The sequence below is a fragment of the Bacillus sp. NTK071 genome (assembly GCF_017303315.1).
GTDB lineage: Bacteria > Bacillota > Bacilli > Bacillales > Guptibacillaceae > Guptibacillus.
On the sequence record NZ_JAFKOI010000001.1, the window covers coordinates 242,297 to 260,615 of the forward strand.

An 18,319-nucleotide genomic window follows, 5' to 3' on the forward strand; every position below is an offset into this window, starting at 1 on the left:
AGATGAAACTAAACGATCTACTTCATGCATTATTTACATATACGCAAAAAGGGGAAGGAAACCCAGACATTCTTTCCATTGAAAGTGACAGCAGAGCCGTGCAGGAAGGTAGTCTATTTGTATGTATTCCAGGCTATACAGTTGATGGGCACGATTTTGCTGAACAGGCTGTGCAACAAGGTGCTGTTGCGCTCGTTTCTGAGAAAGAGCTGAATGTGGCGGTTCCAGTTATTCTTGTTCGTGATGCTCATCGTGCACTCGCTGAGCTTGCGAATCGTTATTATCAAAATCCAACGAAGTCGTTCTCTCTCATTGGCGTAACAGGAACTAACGGAAAGACGACGGTTTCACATTTAATCGAACGCATCCATCGAAATGAATCTCAAAAAACCGGCTTAATAGGCACAATTAATATGAAAATTGGCGACGAAGAATATGAGACGAAGAATACAACGCCTGAACCGCTTTTACTTCAAAAGCAGTTTGCCAGAATGCGTGATCAGCACGTCGATACAGCCGTGATGGAAGTATCATCTCATGCGTTGACTCTTGGTCGTGTTAGAGGATGCGACTACGATATTGCAGTGTTTACCAACCTTACGCAGGATCATCTTGATTACCATGGGACAATGGAAGAATATCGCCTTGCGAAAGGTCTTCTTTTTTCACAATTAGGTAATACATATGATACAGGAAGAAAAAAGGTAGCCATCTTAAATGTCGATGATGAGGCATCTAGTACTTATGAGAAGATGACCTCTGCATATATTTTGAGGTATGGAATTGACAGAGAAGCAGACATTCAAGCCCATGATATTTCTTTTTCAGCTAATGGGACAAGATTCCGCTTGACTACTCCTGATGAAGAGCGTGAAGTGAAATTAAAGCTTACTGGTAAATTTAGCGTCTATAATGCACTTGCTGCGATTTCTGCAAGTCTTGCAAATGGGTTAGCACTTGATCGCATCCTAGAAAATCTTGAAGCCATTGAAGGTGTTCCAGGTCGGTTCGAGCTTGTTGATGAGGGGCAAAATTATCCTGTTATTGTTGATTACGCGCATACACCAGATAGCCTGGAAAATGTACTTGTCACCGTTAAAGATATGGCTGTAGGTAAAGTCTTTGCAGTTGTAGGTTGCGGTGGAGATCGTGATCGTACGAAAAGGCCACTTATGGCGAAAATTGCTTCCAAACTAGCTGATACTGCTGTTCTTACTTCTGATAACCCTAGAAGTGAAGATCCAGATCGAATACTTGATGATATGGTTGAAGGTGTGGAAGGAGAGTATGTGCGTATTACAGATCGCTCTGAAGCGATACATTATGCGATCTCACATGCAAAAAAGGGTGATATCGTATTAATTGCTGGAAAAGGTCATGAAACATACCAAATTATTGGAGATCAGGTGCTTGATTTTGATGATCGCACGACAGCGCGACAAGCTATAAAGGAGCGAAAATCATGAATTTTAAAGCAACATTAGTAAACGAATTCAGTCAGGGACCAGTTGATCATGAACTGGTCTTTGAAGGTGTGGCAACAGATACTAGAAAGGATTGTACGAATAAATTATTTGTTCCAATCGTTGGTGAAGTATTTGATGGGCATCGCTTTATTGACCGTGCCATTGAGAACGGCGCAACAGGCACGCTGTGGGAGAGAAGCAAACCATTCCCAAAGGACCTTGAAGGAAGAATTCAAGTTTATATGGTGGAAGATACAACAGTTGGTTTACAGGAACTTGCTAAGCAGATCCTGAAAGAGCAGAAACCGTATGTCATTGGCGTCACTGGAAGCAATGGAAAAACAACAGTGAAAGATATGCTAGAAGCTGTCTTGAGCCCTAAATATCAAACATACAAAACGCAAGGTAATTTAAATAATCATTGGGGACTTCCAATGACTGTTCTTGCTATGCCAGAAGGGACAGATGTTCTAATTCTCGAAATGGGAATGAGTTCTTCTGGAGAGATTTCACTTCTTACATCCATTGCGAAACCAGATATAGCCGTTATTACAAATATCGGTGAATCCCATTTACTTCAACTCGGAAGTAGAGAAAATATTGCGAAAGCCAAAATGGAAATCGCTGAAGGACTTAAATCAGACGGGTTGCTTGTTATTGACGGTGATGAGCCATTGTTAGCACCTGTTCATGAGGACGCGTTATCCTGTGGGTATAGCGAAACCAACGATCTCCAAATTGATAAAGTTGAAAAAAGAGAGAACGGTTATACGTTTACCTTGAAAAATGAGAATTCTCCGTTCGAAATCAATTTATTAGGCAAACATAATATTAAAAACGCAATCTATAGTATTGCAGCTGCCAGAAAGCTTGGCCTTTCTGAAGATGAAATTCATAAATCTTTATCTTCCTTAACTCTTACAGGTATGAGGTTAGAGAAATACCGTTTACCATCTGGTGCTTTGATTATTAATGACGCGTACAATGCGAGTCCAACTTCCATGAAAGCAGCTGTAGAAACGTTAGTCGAGCTAGAAGGGTTTGATCAAAAAATAGCTGTACTAGGTGACATGTATGAGCTTGGTGATGAAGAGGAAGCTCTTCACCGCGATATCGCTTCATCTGTAAGAGCGCCGATAACTGAGGTCATTACCGTAGGCGAAAAAGCAAAGTGGATTTATGATGGTTTGACAGAAGATAAAGCACAACAAGTCCCAGCTGTTTCCTTTGAAAACAAAGAAGAAGCCGCATCATATTTAGAAGGCAAGCTTGACGACAGGACGGCTGTCTTATTAAAAGCGTCAAGAGGACTTGGCCTTGAAACCATATTAAAGGCACTAGGGAATTAATTTTAAGGAGGCAGTACATTGATTGAACGTTTATTGATTTTTAGTTTATTAACATCATTTATTATAGCGGTGCTTGTATCACCGGTATTTATACCGTTTTTAAGAAGACTTAAATTCGGCCAAAGCATAAGGGAAGAAGGACCTAAATCCCATCAAAAGAAATCAGGTACACCTACGATGGGCGGACTCATTATTTTGCTTTCAATCATTCTAGGGACAGTAATCATTGCACTTAAGTATGATGAAATATCGATGCAGATTTGGTTGCTGTTGTTTGTAACAGTTGGCTATGGACTTATTGGATTTTTAGATGACTTCATCAAAGTTGTTAAGAAACGAAACCTTGGATTAACATCCAAGCAAAAGCTACTAGGTCAGGTTCTGATTGCCATACTTGTTTATTTTGGACTAAGAACTGTTGGCTTCGATACAGCGATTCGTGTACCTGGTACAGAGTGGAGCTTTGATATTGGAATTGGGTATATTATTTTACTCTTTGTCATGTTAGTTGGGGCATCGAATGCTGTTAACTTAACAGATGGTTTGGACGGCTTAGTTGCAGGTACAGCAGCCATTGCATTTGGAGCTTTTGCTATTCTAGCAGCAACGGCATATATGTATGATATAGCCATTTTCTCAGTAAGTGTTGTTGGTGCAGTACTTGGATTTCTTGTCTTTAATGCTCATCCTGCAAAAGTGTTTATGGGAGATACAGGTTCGCTAGCTCTTGGTGGTGCCCTTGCTGCTGTAGCGATCATGACGAAATTAGAACTTCTTCTTGTTATTATTGGTGGTGTATTCGTCATTGAAACGCTGTCTGTTATTATTCAGGTTGCATCGTTCAAATCGACAGGTAAACGTGTATTTAAGATGAGTCCTCTTCATCACCACTATGAATTATCGGGATGGACAGAATGGCGCGTTGTTGCTACATTTTGGACAGTGGGCTTGTTGTGTGCAACATTTGGAATTTATCTTGAGGTGTGGATGTAATGAAAAAAGTAAACTATTTTAATAAATCTGTACTAGTGATGGGTATCGCGAAAAGTGGTTTTGCAGCAGCAAAATTACTCGAATCTATGGGAGCTAACGTAACGGTAAATGATCGAGAAGAAGTAGCAAACAATCCTAAAGCGATTGAATTACAAGAAGCTGGTTTTACGGTTGTAGGTGGAGGACATCCGCTTGAATTATTAGATGGCATCGATTTAATCGTTAAGAATCCAGGCATTCCATATCATAATGAGCTATTAGTTGAAGCTGAGAAACGTAGCATCCCAATCGTAACGGAAGTTGAAATTGCAGGAGAAATCTCTGAAGCTCCCTTTATTGCGATTACTGGTTCTAACGGCAAAACAACAACAACAACTCTAATCGGTGAATTGTTAAGTGGAACATCGTTAGACCCTATTGTAGCGGGGAATATTGGTACTGTTGTGTGCGAAGTGGCGGCAGAGGCAACACCTAATCAAACGCTCGTTACAGAACTTTCAAGTTTTCAGTTACAAGGGACAGTTCATTTTCATCCTCATATTTCTGTTCTCTTAAACATATATGAAGCGCATCTTGATTATCACGGATCTAAAGATGCGTATGCTGCAGCGAAAGCACGGATATTCGCTAATCAGACAGCAAACGATTTTGCGGTCTATAATGCGGATGATTCAGTAGTTTCGTCCTTTGCAGAAGCATCGGAAGCTACACTCGTTCCATTCTCTACTACGTTAAAGCTAGATAATGGCGTAAGTATTCTCGATGGTTGGGTTGTATTCAGAGAAGAGAACGTGATTAAGGTTGAAGATCTTTCTATGAAACAGAATATCGAGAACACGCTTGCGGCCGTTGCTGTTGCTAAATTGTCTGGTGTCTCTAATGAGAAAATCCACAGTGAACTTACGAATTTTCATGGTGTGAAACATCGCCTTCAATTCGCAGGTGAAGTAAGCGGTCGTAAATTCTTTAATGACTCAAAAGCAACCAATTCGATAGCTACAAAAAAAGCGTTAGATTCATTTGACGAGCCTGTTATTTTGCTTGCAGGTGGACTTGATCGTGGCAATGGATTTGATGATCTCATTCCGTATTTCCAAACAAAAGTTAAACACTTAATTACTTTTGGACAAACTGCTCAGAAATTGAAAGATACAGCATTAATGGCAGGACTGAATTCTGTCACAGTTGTCGATAATGTAGAAAAAGCTGTTTTAACAGCATACGATCTATCCGAAACCGGAGATGTGGTTCTACTTTCTCCAGCGTGTGCTAGCTGGGATCAGTTTAAGACGTTTGAAGAGCGTGGAGACATCTTTATTGAGGCAATGCATAGACTCTAATGAGAGGTTGTCTTGCTTATCCGGTTCTATCGGTTAGGTAAAATCGACGATAACGGAGTGTGGGTCTATTGCCGAAAACAAAATCAACGCCAGACCTCGTTTTTTTAACTGCAACGCTTGTTCTGTTAGCGATTGGACTCATTATGGTATACAGTGCCAGCGCTGTATGGGCATCCTATAAATTTGACGATGCCTTTTTCTTCGCAAAAAGGCAGCTTCTTTTTGCGGGTATTGGCGTTGTAGCCATGTTCTTCGTCATGAACGTAGAATATTGGACGTGGAGAACATGGTCAAAAGTAGGTGTGCTCCTCTGTTTTATTCTCCTGGTCCTTGTACTTATACCTGGAATCGGACTTGTTCGAGGAGGCGCTAGAAGCTGGCTTGGTGTTGGTGCATTTTCAATTCAACCTTCTGAATTCACTAAACTTGCAATGATTGCGTTCCTTGCGAAATACCTTTCTGAAAACCAAAAGCGAATTACTTCTTTCAAGAAAGGCCTTGTCCCATCTCTTGGTATTGTGTTCATTGCTTTTGCAATGATTATGCTTCAACCAGACCTTGGAACAGGCGCAGTAATGGTCGGGACATGTGTGGTTATGATCTTCATATCCGGTGCAAGAATTTCTCACTTTGTTTGGCTTGGGATGCTCGGGCTAGCTGGATTTGCTGGTTTGATTTTATCAGCGCCATATCGTATTGCTAGAATAACATCGTATTTAGATCCTTGGAGTGATCCGCTCGGAAGTGGATTTCAAATCATTCAATCTCTCTATGCTATTGGGCCAGGTGGATTGATGGGACTTGGCCTAGGTCAAAGTCGACAGAAATTCTACTATTTACCAGAACCACAAACTGATTTTATTTTTGCCATCTTATCAGAAGAACTAGGATTTATTGGTGGGACGTTTGTGATTCTTCTATTTTCTCTTCTTTTATGGAGGGGGATTAGGATTGCTCTTAGAGCACCTGATTTATTTGGAAGTCTCTTGGCAGTAGGAATCATCGGCATGCTGGCCATTCAAGTTATGATTAATATTGGAGTTGTCACAGGACTTATGCCTGTAACAGGAATTACGCTCCCTTTCCTTAGTTATGGAGGTTCATCATTAACACTTATGCTGGTCGCGATGGGGGTTCTTCTCAATATCAGTCGATATGCTAAGTTTTAATTAGCAACCTTTATTATGCATTCTGAAACCATGGGCTTGATTAATTTGTTCGGAGTCAGGAGGTAATGATGAGTAAGTTATCACGGTTAGAGGAAGCGTTACGTAATGAAGATGTCGGAAGAATTCGTGTGAACGAGCCGATGTCCAAACATACGACCATTCGAATCGGTGGACCTGCTGATTTACTGATTGAACCGAAGAATACAGAATCACTTAAAAAAATAATCAGCGCCATTCACCAATATGATGTGAAATGGCGTGCTATTGGACGCGGTTCTAACTTGCTTGTAAGTGATAAAGGCATAGATGGCGTAGTCATTAAGCTAGGAAAAGGTATGGACGATATAGAGATTAATGGAACTGAACTGAGAGTTGCGGGAGGTTATTCTCTCATTAAGCTAGTTACAATCATCTGTAAAAAGGGATTGTCTGGTCTTGAATTTGCAGGAGGAATTCCGGGTTCAGTTGGCGGTGCTGTCTACATGAATGCTGGCGCTCATGGAGCCGATGTTTCAGACATCTTAATAAAAGCGTTAGTATTATTTAAAGATGGAAGTTTGGAATGGCTCACAAATGAAGAACTTAAATTCTCATATCGGACTTCCGTACTTCAGCAAAGAGCTGGCATTGTTGTAGAAGCCATCTTTGGTTTGAAAAAAGGGGACAAAGATACAATCATCGCAGAAATGAACAAGAATAAAGAGTACCGTTCAGATACCCAGCCATGGAAAGAGCCATGCTGTGGAAGCGTGTTTCGAAACCCGCTTCCGAATCATGCTGGCCAACTAATTGAACAGACGGGTTTGAAAGGTCACCAAATCGGAGGCGCACAAATTTCTAACCTGCATGGTAATTTCATCGTTAATGTAGGTGAAGCAAAAGCAGAAGATGTTCTTAACTTAATTAACTTGGTGAAAAAAACTGTAAAAGATCGATATGGAATCGATCTTCAAACAGAAGTAGAAATTGTATATGAGTAATAAAAAGAGTGCTTTTGATTTCAAAAGCGCTCTTTTTTTGATTTTTTCTCACAACTTGTTGTGTTCGAAAGAGGTAGTGTATCAAAAACCTATCAAAATGGTTTGAAAAACAAATTACTACTCTTATATTTACATTGTCTAAGAAAACTATCTTTCTTTTTGACTTGGCTATGTTCACTTACATTGTTGACTTCTCGATTTTTGACTTAAAGACAATACGAATGTGACAATAATTTTGTAGTTATGAATAAACCGACCGTCACATTTTTCAAGAGGTCGAACTCAAGATTTCACCATAGAACAGCGGAGCGATAAATCTAGTATGAATTTTCTTCGAGTGGATATTAAGTCCCGTATTTATGCTATAATAGGTGAAATGACTATTATGAGGTTTATCATGCCGTTCGGTTGCCATGATGAGCATAATCTGCACGTGATACAATTAGAAGTTTACTAACCGGAGACGGAGGCAAGACAATGGAAGATCGCAAAGTTGTCACAATTGAAGATCGGATTCCTACATTAAAGGCACAGCGCAAGCAGCGTGCGAATAGAAGGCTAATCGTCTATCTATCAATCTTTTTCTTTCTCATTTTGCTGATCATCTATTTCCAATCTTCCTTAAGTCATATTCGGAATATTGAAGTGTTAGGTAATAATTATGTTTCTCAAGAAGAGATTCAGAAGTTAAGTGGTGTGGATGAAAGCATTAGTTTCTGGAACATTAACACGAAGAAAATTGAAGAGAGCGTTGAGAAATCTAAAGAAATTTCAGAAGCTGTTGTTTCAAGAAAATTCCCTGCCACTGTTCTTATAGAAGTTACTGAGAATGAAAGAGTAGCTTATTTGAAAAAGGGAAGCAAATACTTCCCAATTCTACAGACAGGTTCAATTCTTGATGCGCTACCAAAAGGTGACACCCCTGTAAGTGCACCAATTCTTATGCAATGGAATGAAAGCACAGAGCTTTCAGATATGGCTGGAGAGCTTCGAAAAGTAAAGATGAGCGTAATTAACCGAATTTCAGAGATTCACTACACACCTGATGACAATAAGGCATTTAACCTGACTTTGTATATGACGGATGGGTACGAAGTGAGGACGAGTATTAGCACTTTTGCCGAGAAGGTTAACAACTATCCGCTCATTGTGAACAAACTAAAAGATAAGCCAAAAGGTATCCTTTACCTGAATGAAGGAAGCTGGCTTCAACCATATGAAGAAGTAAAGGTAGACGTAAAGCCAGAATCATAAGAAAGTTTGAAAAGACTTTTGATTAATGGACACGGAATGTACTTCTTTAACGAACGGTTATAAGCAGGGCATTTCATTGTATATAGTGCAGAAACTTATAAAAAATAGCCAAAATAGAGAAAAACTATCCGATTATTGAAACAGTGACTTTTCTACTGCATTGACATGGTGTAGACTGTTATTTACGTGCTTCTTTTTTTAATTTGCTTAAACTAGATTGGAAGATTGAAATGATTTAAGTTTTAGAAGTAAAAAATCAAGAAAATCTTGTGCAAAAGAAGGGAAATTAACGCATTTGTGGAATAGAGTCCTTATATCACATTCTTCCCGGGAGTTAGATAAATCAACCTTGAGGAAGTTTAGTTCTGTTGGTTGTTGTGTATATAAAGGTGTTGGACATTTTTTCAACCCTAATATAAAGAAATTACAAATACCTGAATATGGTAGTATTTTGAAGGAGGTGCCAGGAGAATGAACAGCAATGAGATATATGTGAGTCTAGACATCGGTACATCCAATGTGAAAGTAATCATTGGTCAGATGACAAACGATTCATTGAATATACTAGGAGTCGGCAGTGCGCCTTCTGATGGAATTCGCAAAGGATCAATTGTGGATATAGATGAAACTGTTCGTTCAATTAAACAGGCAGTAGAAAACGCAGAAAGAATGGTAGGTTTATCAGTTCGTTCTGTGATTGTAGGAATTAACGGCAATCATGTTCAGCTTCAGCCTTGTCATGGGGTAGTCGCTGTATCGAGTGAAGACCGTGAAATTCACGATGAAGATATTGCTAGAGTAATTGACGCAGCACAAGTTGTTTCTATCCCTCCTGAGCGAGAAATTATTGACGTAATTCCGGGACAATTCGTTGTCGATGGCTTAGATGACATAACAGATCCACGTGGCATGATTGGGGTCCGCCTTGAAATGGAAGGAACAATCATTACTGGTTCCAAAACGGTATTACATAATTTGTTAAGATGCGTTGAAAAAGCGGGGCTTGAGATTGCTGATATTTGTCTTCAACCGCTTGCGTGTGGAGCAATGGCCCTTTCCAAAGATGAGCGTAATCTTGGTGTGGCTCTTGTTAACATGGGAGCTGGTTCTACAACTATTTCAATCTTTGAAGAAGGCTCATTAAAAGCTACATCAGTTCTACAAATTGGTGGCGACCATGTAACAAAAGATATATCGATTGGTCTAAGAACAACGACTGAAGAAGCTGAGCGAATTAAGATTAAGCACGGTAATGCCTTCGTTGATCTTGCTTCAGAAGAGGAAGCTTTTACAGTATCGACTATAGGGAGTTCGGCTGAACAAGAATTTAATCAGTACGAATTATCTCATATTATAGAACCTCGGCTTGAAGAGATGTTAGAATTGATAGAAGACGAAATTAAGCGAATGGGAATTCGTGAACTGCCAGGCGGTTTTGTTCTAACCGGAGGTATGGTTGGAATGGATGGTGTACTAGAGCTTGCCCGTGATGTTCTGCAGCACAATGTACGTGTTGCTGTCCCTGACTATATCGGCGTACGCGAACCGCAATATACAACAGGCATTGGTCTTATCCAATTCACGTATAAAAATGTGAAAATTCAGGGGAAAGAAGTAGCAGCATCACTTAACCCTGAAGATGAAGTGAAGCCCAAGCGTAGAACAAAAGCCGAACCTCAACCAGGTGAGAAATCTTCACCAGGCATGAAAGAGAAAGTGAAGAATTTCTTTAATCTATTTGTTGAATAAAGGGCTATTACAAGATTAGGAGGACCTAAGATGTTAGAGTTTGATATGAATATGGAACAACTAGCGCAAATAAAAGTAATCGGTGTTGGAGGTGGCGGAAGCAACGCCGTTAATCGAATGATTGAGAATGGTGTACAAGGTGTAGAATTTATCGCTGTTAATACGGATGCACAAGCATTAAACCTTGCTAAAGCTGAAGTGAAAATGCAAATTGGTGGTAAATTAACAAGAGGTCTTGGAGCTGGAGCTAATCCGGAGATTGGTAAGAAAGCAGCTGAAGAAAGCAAAGAACAGATTCAAGAAGCGCTAAGCGGTGCAGATATGGTCTTTGTAACAGCAGGTATGGGAGGCGGAACAGGAACTGGAGCAGCTCCTGTTATTGCTGAAATTGCCAAAGAACTTGGTGCACTTACAGTTGGAGTAGTAACACGTCCATTTACATTTGAGGGTAAAAAGCGTTCAACGCAAGCTGTAACAGGTATTGCTATGCTTAAAGAAAAAGTGGATACATTGATTGTTATTCCTAACGATCGCTTGCTTGAAATTGTTGATAAAAATACACCTATGCTTGAGGCGTTCCGCGAAGCGGATAACGTTCTTCGTCAGGGTGTCCAGGGTATCTCAGATTTGATTGCAGTACCAGGGTTAATTAACCTTGACTTTGCCGATGTTAAAACCATTATGACTGAACGTGGTTCTGCACTAATGGGTATCGGAATTGCAACAGGTGAGAATCGTGCATCTGAGGCTGCTAAGAAAGCTATTTCAAGTCCGTTACTCGAGACTTCAATTGATGGTGCCAAGGGTGTTCTGATGAACATTACTGGAGGATCTAACCTTAGTCTTTATGAGGTAAATGAAGCAGCAGACATCGTTTCATCGGCGTCAGATGAAAATGTTAACATGATTTTCGGTTCTGTTATCAATGAAGATTTGAAAGATGAAATTCTTGTCACTGTCATTGCTACAGGATTTGATGAAAGTGAAAATAAAAAGAAAACCGCACCTCGTCCTTCTTCTCAATCGAAGCAAACTGCTCCGATACAGCAATCCAAGCAAGAAGAAGAAGAAGTGCAGCCAGAACCATCTAAATTCGGTTCTCGTGTAGATGAATCGAATGATACATTGGATATTCCTACTTTCCTTCGTAATCGTAAACGCAATAGACGATAAAGTAGTAAACCAGCTCTTTTTTAGAGCTGGTTTTTTATTTGTCTTAGAAAAAATCTCTGTTCTAAAAGATTGTCACTTTATGAAAAATTATTGAATTAAAAAATCCACACTTCGCTGATTGGAGCAGAAGGAGGCTCACCGCTCGCCCCCACGGAAAGCGAGCATCCTGGAGCGGGAATTAACCACCTAGCAACAATGTTTACGAACAGAACCTTGATAAAAAGAAAATAAATTCCTTTTTTTCTGAAAACGGTGTTGTGTTCCTCTCCTATCACACGTATAATGTCCATTATATAAAAACAAGTGTCCTCGTCAGAAGGACAAAGGAGTGGAGAATATATGAAGGATTGCGTATCAGTTGGATTGTTAGGGCTAGGGACAGTTGGAAGCGGTGTGGTACATATGATTGATTCTCACCAAAAAGAACTGCAGCAACGAGTTGGGTGCCAGGTTAAAGTGGCAAAAGTACTTGTAAGAGATATGGATAAGGATCGTAGCGTTGACCTAGATGATAGTGTGCTTACTCAAAATCCTGATGAAGTGATTAACAATCCAGATGTAGATGTAGTCATTGAGGTCATTGGGGGAATTGATCAGGCTAAGGAATTTATTCTTGCTTCACTCAATAATCATAAACATGTTGTTACTGCTAATAAAGATTTAATGGCAATTCACGGAAGAGAGTTATTGACAGCAGCTGTTGAGAATGAGAGCGATTTATTCTATGAAGCTAGTGTAGCCGGTGGGATCCCGATACTTAGAAGTTTAGTAGAAGGTTTATCTTCCGATCGGATTACGAAGCTCATGGGGATTGTAAACGGAACAACAAATTATATTCTCACAAAGATGACAAAAAACAACGTACCTTATGAGAGTGTATTGAAAGAAGCGCAAGATCTTGGCTTTGCTGAAGCAGATCCTACAGCAGATGTGGAGGGACTGGACGCAGCTAGAAAAATGGTTATCCTTGGCACACTAGGTTTTTCGATGAAAGTAGGCCTTGATGATGTAAAAGTAGAAGGCATTACACGCGTCGATGAAGATGATATTGCCTACAGTAAAAAGCTAGGATATACAATTAAACTTCTAGGGATTGCAAGCTCTACGAATGGATCAATTGAGCTATCTGTTCAACCAACATTACTTCCATCACGACATCCTTTAGCATCCGTTAATGATGAATATAATGCAGTTTATGTTTACGGCGAGGCAGTAGGGGAGACGATGTTTTATGGCCCTGGTGCAGGACAGCTACCAACAGCAACCGCCGTTGTATCTGACCTTGTAGCTGTTATTAAAAATATGAGACTTGGAGTCAACGGAAAAAGTGTCATCCTGCCTCAGCATGAACGTAAGTTGAAAGAAGATGAAGATATCAAGAGTAAACACTTCATTAGACTGATTGTTAAAGATGAACCAGGTGCTTTTTCAAAGATTTCACATCTCTTTCAAGATCGTGGGTTAAGTTTAGAGAAACTTATTCAGGAGCCTGTTGTGAACAATGGAACAGCTGAATTGGTCATCATCACCCATGAAACCAATCAAAAAGCTTTTGAGGATGTTCATAATCGATTGAGAGATCTTGATGTTGTTGTAGAAGTGAAAAGTCGCTACCGCGTGGAGGGAATGTAATGAATAGCTGGAATGGGCTTCTGAAACAATACAAAGATTTTTTACCAATAAGTGAAGACACACCAGCACTTAGTTTAAATGAGGGGAATACCCCTCTCCTGAAACTAGATCAACTCTCTCTTGAGCTCGGTATTTCCTTATACGTGAAGATTGAAGGAGCAAATCCAACTGGTTCTTTCAAAGATAGAGGCATGGTCATGGCTGTAGCGAAAGCGAAAGAAGATGGAAGTGATGCGATCATCTGTGCCTCAACAGGAAACACAGCAGCAGCAGCAGCGGCTTATGGAGCAAGAGCGGGCTTGAGGTGTATCATAGTCATTCCAAAGGGAAAAGTAGCGCTAGGAAAGCTTGCTCAGGCCATGATTTACGGTGCAGAAATCTTTGAAATTGACGGGAACTTCGATGAAGCGCTCAGAATGGTTCGAGATATTGCGGAAACTGAACCAATCGCACTTGTGAATTCTGTAAATCCCTATCGACTTGAAGGGCAGAAGACAGCAGCATTTGAAGTGTGCGATCAGCTTGGGAAAGCACCGGATGTGCTCGCTATCCCTGTCGGAAATGCAGGGAATATTTCAGCTTACTGGAAAGGGTTTAAAGAGTATCTAAACGAAGGAGAACGACCACAAATGCGTGGGTTTGAAGCAGAAGGTTCTGCAGCGATCGTACAAAAAAGAATCATCCCCAATCCCGAAACGATTGCAACTGCAATACGAATTGGTAATCCTGCAAGTTGGCATCTCGCTGAAGAAGCTGTTCTTGAGTCACTTGGAAAAATGGATAGTGTGACAGATGAAGAAATTCTAGTTGCCTATCAGGAACTCGCAAAAAAAGAAGGTGTTTTTGCTGAACCAGCTTCATGTGCTTCAGTGGCTGGCGTGATGAAACAGGTGGCTTCAGGAGAAATTGAAAAAGGAAGTAGCGTTGTTGCTGTTTTAACTGGAAATGGATTAAAAGATCCAGCAACAGCAATGGATAACGTCATGGCGAAACCGCGCGTTGTAGCAGCAGACAAGGAAAAGTTTATGGAAGAGTTAAAGGGATGTGTTAGCCATTGAGTCAAGAAGAACGGATTCATTTAAAAATTCCGGGAAGTACTTCAAATCTTGGCCCGGGATTTGATTCAATAGGTCTAGCAATAAATCGATACCTCCATGTTCAACTTGAACCTTCAACAGATTGGTCGTTCCATTACATTGGTTTTGACGAAACTTTTCCTTCAGGTAAAGAAAATATGGTTTATCAAGCGATTGAATATATTGAAGAGAAGTATGGCAATGGCAATTATGCGAAACCACATACTGTAACAATGGAAAGTGAGCTTCCTCTTGAGAGGGGGCTAGGAAGCAGTGCTGCAGCGATTGTCGCGGCGGTTGAGATAGCAGACTACACGATGGATTTAGGTTTAAGTCTTGATGAGAAGGTTCATATCGCAACGGAGTTCGAAGGTCATGCAGACAATGTTGCAGCATCGCTTTATGGTGGACTTGTTATTGCTTCAGGCCAAAAAGAGTTAGGGGCAATATCGAGTCAAGTTGAGAACCTAGAGATGATTGCCCTCATTCCGTCACATAAGTTAAAAACCACAGATTCTCGCTCTGTGCTTCCAGATCACTTGCCATATCAAGAAGCTGTTGAAGCGAGTAGCGTTGCGAATGTCTTTGTTGCAGCCGCTTTGCAGAACAATTGGAAGCTTGCGGGCAAATTAATGAAATATGATCGATTTCATGAACCATATCGTCAACATCTCGTTCCTGATTTAGCTTATGTAAGGAACTATGCAACACAATTCGGAGCGTTTGGAGTAGCATTGAGCGGTGCAGGTCCCACTTTGATTGTTTTTACTGGAGTGGGAACATCCAAGGAGCTTCGTCTAAAATTGGAAGAAGCATTTCCTACGTACCGCTGTGAAGTTTTATTACCCTCTGTCGGTGGGGTAGAAAGATCCAACTGTGCTTTTCAAAATCAATAGTTAAGAAGCCGTCCAAACATGGACGGCTTTTATTTACTTTGGCTATGTTAATGAACAGTGTTGATTTTTGGCTCATTGGAGTGAAACAGAGGTTTCACTCCAATGAGCCAAAAATCGAGAAATCAACAATATGAACTAACATAGCCTTAAATTTAAATAATGACGCATGACAAAACTAGTGATATTTATCCAAAATAACCTCGGTCTAAGCTGCACAATCTGACAGTTTTTCAATGCAATATAGTCTATACTAAGAATCAAAATCGCAAGGGGGGAGGCAACCGGTGGCAGTATACTTGGATGTGATCTGGCTGTTGAATTTTTGCTTTGATTACATGCTACTCGCACTAACGGCTTTACTCCTAAAGCGACAAGTTAAGAAAAGACGACTTGCGATCGGTGCACTTATTGCTTCCTTTTATGTTGTATTTCTGTTTATTCCAGGGCTCACTTTCATGGTAAATCCAATGATTAAATTGTTGTATTCTCTTGTCATTGTAAGTGTAACATTTGGATTCAACAGATTTCGTAGTTTTTTTCAATGCTGGCTGCTGTTCTATTTTGTAACGTTTATGATTGGTGGAGGAATGATGGGTGCCCATTATTTTCTGCAACAAGAAGTAACTGTCTATAACGGTGCAGTTGCTACACAAGGGACCGGATTTGGGGATCCGGTTAGCTGGCTTTTTGTTTTAATTGGATTTCCTTCGATCTGGTGGTTCTCAAAGAAAAGAATTGACAAGCTTGAAACGACAAAGATTCATTACGATCAACTAGCGAATGTGGTCATTCATATTGATGACCAAACGATTACAGCGGTTGCACTCATTGATAGTGGAAACCAATTACAAGATCCATTGAGCGGTTCTCCAGTGATGATTCTAGATATGACAGTCCATGCAGAACAATTTCCAACATCTTTTATTGAAAAGGCTAAGAACGTAACCGACTTTCAAGAAGAAGGAGAAGTGGATAAATGGGAACATAGACTTAGAATTGTCCCGTTCCGTGCTGTCGGACAAGATCATCAATTCTTATGTGCCATAAAGCCGGATGAAGTGATTATTTCCATGGACGATCATGCCATTACTGTAAAGAAAGTTCTTGTTGGTCTAAGCTTTCACACCATTTCTGGCGAAAAAGAGTATAGCTGTATCCTTCATCCGAAAATGTTGACAGGACATAAAGCCACTGCGTCTTAGAAGTGAAAAAAAGACAATCAGGGAGGAATTATGGATGGGGAAAATGAGAATTAAACTTGTGCTTTTGTGGCAACGATTATTAATGAGACTTGGAATTAAGCCAGACGAAATTTATTACATAGGAGGAAGCGAAGCGCTCCCTCCTCCTCTCTCGAAAGATGAAGAGGCGCATCTATTAATTCAACTTCCAAAAGGCGACAAGGCCGCTAGATCCATCTTAATTGAACGAAATCTGCGTCTTGTTGTTTACATTGCTAGGAAGTTTGAGAATACGGGGATTAATATCGAGGATTTGATTAGCATTGGTACAATCGGTTTAATTAAAGCAGTGAATACCTTCAATCCAGAAAAGAAGATTAAACTTGCAACTTATGCTTCGCGCTGTATAGAGAATGAAATTCTTATGTTTCTTCGGAGGAATAATAAAATCCGATCAGAAGTTTCATTTGATGAACCACTTAATGTTGATTGGGATGGCAATGAACTTTTATTATCTGATGTACTTGGGACAGATGAAGATATTATTACAAGAGGGATTGAAGCTCGGGTGGATCGACGCCTCCTTGTAAAAGCACTTGAAACACTGAATCCAAGAGAAAAGCAAATTATGGAGCTAAGGTTTGGGTTAGCAGGTGAAGAAGAGAAGACTCAAAAAGATGTAGCGGATTTACTTGGGATTTCTCAATCCTATATTTCAAGGCTTGAAAAACGCATTATTAAAAGGCTTCGAAAAGAATTTAACAAAATGGTGTAAGCATTCTAACATGACATATGCATAAAATTCCCACTCGCGGAGATACTTTACTTTGACAGCATCTCCGATGAGGAGGGAATGAGTTGACACGAAACAAAGTTGAGATTTGTGGAGTAGATACATCCAAACTTCCAGTTCTAAAAAATGAGAAAATGAGAATTCTTTTTAGACAGATGCAGGAAGGGGATATCTCTGCACGTGAAGAACTTGTGAATGGCAATTTACGCCTTGTTCTAAGCGTCATTCAGCGGTTTAACAATCGAGGAGAATATGTGGATGACCTTTTTCAGGTTGGTTGTATCGGCCTGATGAAATCCATAGATAACTTTGATTTAGGGCAAAACGTGAAATTCTCTACTTATGCGGTGCCGATGATTATCGGTGAAATCAGACGATATTTGCGTGATAATAATCCGATTAGAGTATCTCGATCATTACGCGATATCGCTTATAAGTCTCTCCAGATCAGAGATAAATTAATGACGAAGAATTCAAGAGAACCAAACCCAACTGAGATTGCAAAAGAGTTGGGTGTAACAAAAGAAGAAGTTGTGTTTGCACTCGATGCGATTCAGGACCCAGTTTCACTTTTTGAACCTATTTACAACGATGGCGGTGATCCTATCTTTGTAATGGACCAAATCAGTGACGATAAACAAAAAGATATTCAGTGGTTAGAGGATATTGCTTTAAAAGAAGCAATGACGCGATTGAATCAACGAGAAAATATGATTCTTCAAATGAGATTCTTCCAAGGAAAAACACAGATGGAAGTAGCAGATGAGATTGGAATTTCGCAAGCTCAAGTGTCTCGTCTCGAAAAAGCGGCCATCCATCAAATGAACAAAAATATTCAAAGTTAGAATGAGACCTGTGAAACAGGTCTTTTCTTTTGCCTGCTTTTCATATAATGAGATGAAAGGTGGGTGCGTGATGATAAAAATTTCTGAATTTCAAGTAAAAGATGTTGTGAACGTATCGAATGGAAGAAAACTTGGGCACATCGCTGATTTAGAAATTAACTTAACGACTGGAAAAATAGAAGCGATTGTGATCCCAGGACCCGGAAAGATGATGGGCTTATTCGCACGGGAAAGTGACGTCGTTATCCCCTGGCGTAACATCGTGAAAATCGGTTCTGATGTAATTTTGGTCAGGCATCAGGATACGTCTGATGGTGAACCGTACCAAAAAGAATCATAAGAGAGGAAAGATCTAGCAATCTATACCCCTTTGCTTCAACAAATTATGATAAAATAAGGTATAAACTTGTTCAGGCAATAAAG

General features: G+C 40.1%; 16 protein-coding genes. All 16 read left to right on the plus strand.

Going from position 1 to position 18,319, the window contains the following annotated elements:
* Positions 1-2 precede the first annotated feature (2 nt).
* Entirely contained in the window at positions 3-1,466 is a 1,464-nt protein-coding gene (locus tag JI666_RS01305; RefSeq protein WP_206888130.1) for a UDP-N-acetylmuramoyl-L-alanyl-D-glutamate--2,6-diaminopimelate ligase, read from the plus strand.
* Positions 1,463-2,815: a UDP-N-acetylmuramoyl-tripeptide--D-alanyl-D-alanine ligase gene (locus JI666_RS01310; RefSeq protein WP_206888132.1), complete on the plus strand. Its 1,353-nt coding sequence runs from the start codon at positions 1,463-1,465 to the stop codon at positions 2,813-2,815. The genes JI666_RS01305 and JI666_RS01310 overlap by 4 nt, the downstream gene beginning before the upstream one ends.
* 18 nt (positions 2,816-2,833) lie before the next feature.
* The gene (gene mraY / locus JI666_RS01315) at positions 2,834-3,808 is read left to right on the plus strand and encodes a phospho-N-acetylmuramoyl-pentapeptide-transferase (protein ID WP_206888134.1); all 975 of its coding nucleotides are present in this window, start codon (positions 2,834-2,836) and stop codon (positions 3,806-3,808) included.
* Entirely contained in the window at positions 3,808-5,148 is a 1,341-nt protein-coding gene (murD, locus tag JI666_RS01320; protein WP_206888136.1) for a UDP-N-acetylmuramoyl-L-alanine--D-glutamate ligase, read from the plus strand. Before mraY ends, murD begins: the two co-directional genes overlap by 1 nt.
* A 68-nt stretch (positions 5,149-5,216) precedes the next feature.
* Positions 5,217-6,317, plus strand: a complete 1,101-nt coding sequence (gene spoVE / locus JI666_RS01325) for a stage V sporulation protein E (protein ID WP_206888140.1) — start codon at positions 5,217-5,219, stop codon at positions 6,315-6,317.
* 68 nt (positions 6,318-6,385) lie between these two features.
* The gene (gene murB / locus JI666_RS01330) at positions 6,386-7,297 is read left to right on the plus strand and encodes a UDP-N-acetylmuramate dehydrogenase (RefSeq protein WP_206888143.1); all 912 of its coding nucleotides are present in this window, start codon (positions 6,386-6,388) and stop codon (positions 7,295-7,297) included.
* 477 nt (positions 7,298-7,774) lie between these two features.
* Positions 7,775-8,551, plus strand: a complete 777-nt coding sequence (locus JI666_RS01335) for a cell division protein FtsQ/DivIB (RefSeq protein ID WP_206888147.1) — start codon at positions 7,775-7,777, stop codon at positions 8,549-8,551.
* 471 nt (positions 8,552-9,022) lie between these two features.
* The gene (gene ftsA / locus JI666_RS01340; RefSeq protein ID WP_206888149.1) at positions 9,023-10,300 is read left to right on the plus strand and encodes a cell division protein FtsA; all 1,278 of its coding nucleotides are present in this window, start codon (positions 9,023-9,025) and stop codon (positions 10,298-10,300) included.
* A 30-nt stretch (positions 10,301-10,330) separates the two neighbouring features.
* A complete protein-coding gene (ftsZ, locus tag JI666_RS01345) occupies positions 10,331-11,473 on the plus strand; it encodes a cell division protein FtsZ (RefSeq protein ID WP_206888152.1) in 1,143 nt (380 codons plus the stop codon).
* A 339-nt stretch (positions 11,474-11,812) separates the two neighbouring features.
* Positions 11,813-13,105: a homoserine dehydrogenase gene (locus tag JI666_RS01350; protein ID WP_206888154.1), complete on the plus strand. Its 1,293-nt coding sequence runs from the start codon at positions 11,813-11,815 to the stop codon at positions 13,103-13,105.
* On the plus strand, positions 13,105-14,163 hold the full coding sequence (gene thrC / locus JI666_RS01355; RefSeq protein WP_206888158.1) for a threonine synthase: 1,059 nt from the start codon (positions 13,105-13,107) through the stop codon (positions 14,161-14,163). The genes JI666_RS01350 and thrC overlap by 1 nt, the downstream gene beginning before the upstream one ends.
* Positions 14,160-15,077, plus strand: coding sequence for a homoserine kinase (gene thrB, locus JI666_RS01360; protein WP_206888162.1), 918 nt, complete (start codon positions 14,160-14,162; stop codon positions 15,075-15,077). Before thrC ends, thrB begins: the two co-directional genes overlap by 4 nt.
* A gap of 284 nt (positions 15,078-15,361) precedes the next feature.
* Complete coding sequence (spoIIGA, locus tag JI666_RS01365) at positions 15,362-16,279, plus strand: sigma-E processing peptidase SpoIIGA (protein WP_206888165.1); 918 nt, start codon at positions 15,362-15,364, stop codon at positions 16,277-16,279.
* 34 nt (positions 16,280-16,313) lie between these two features.
* Positions 16,314-17,033 carry an RNA polymerase sporulation sigma factor SigE gene (gene sigE, locus JI666_RS01370; protein ID WP_206888168.1) on the plus strand — a complete coding sequence of 240 codons (720 nt, stop codon included), beginning with the start codon at positions 16,314-16,316 and terminating at the stop codon, positions 17,031-17,033.
* 83 nt (positions 17,034-17,116) lie between these two features.
* Positions 17,117-17,896 carry an RNA polymerase sporulation sigma factor SigG gene (gene sigG / locus JI666_RS01375; protein ID WP_048309880.1) on the plus strand — a complete coding sequence of 260 codons (780 nt, stop codon included), beginning with the start codon at positions 17,117-17,119 and terminating at the stop codon, positions 17,894-17,896.
* A gap of 70 nt (positions 17,897-17,966) precedes the next feature.
* Positions 17,967-18,236, plus strand: a complete 270-nt coding sequence (locus JI666_RS01380; protein WP_048309878.1) for a YlmC/YmxH family sporulation protein — start codon at positions 17,967-17,969, stop codon at positions 18,234-18,236.
* Positions 18,237-18,319 lie beyond the last annotated feature (83 nt).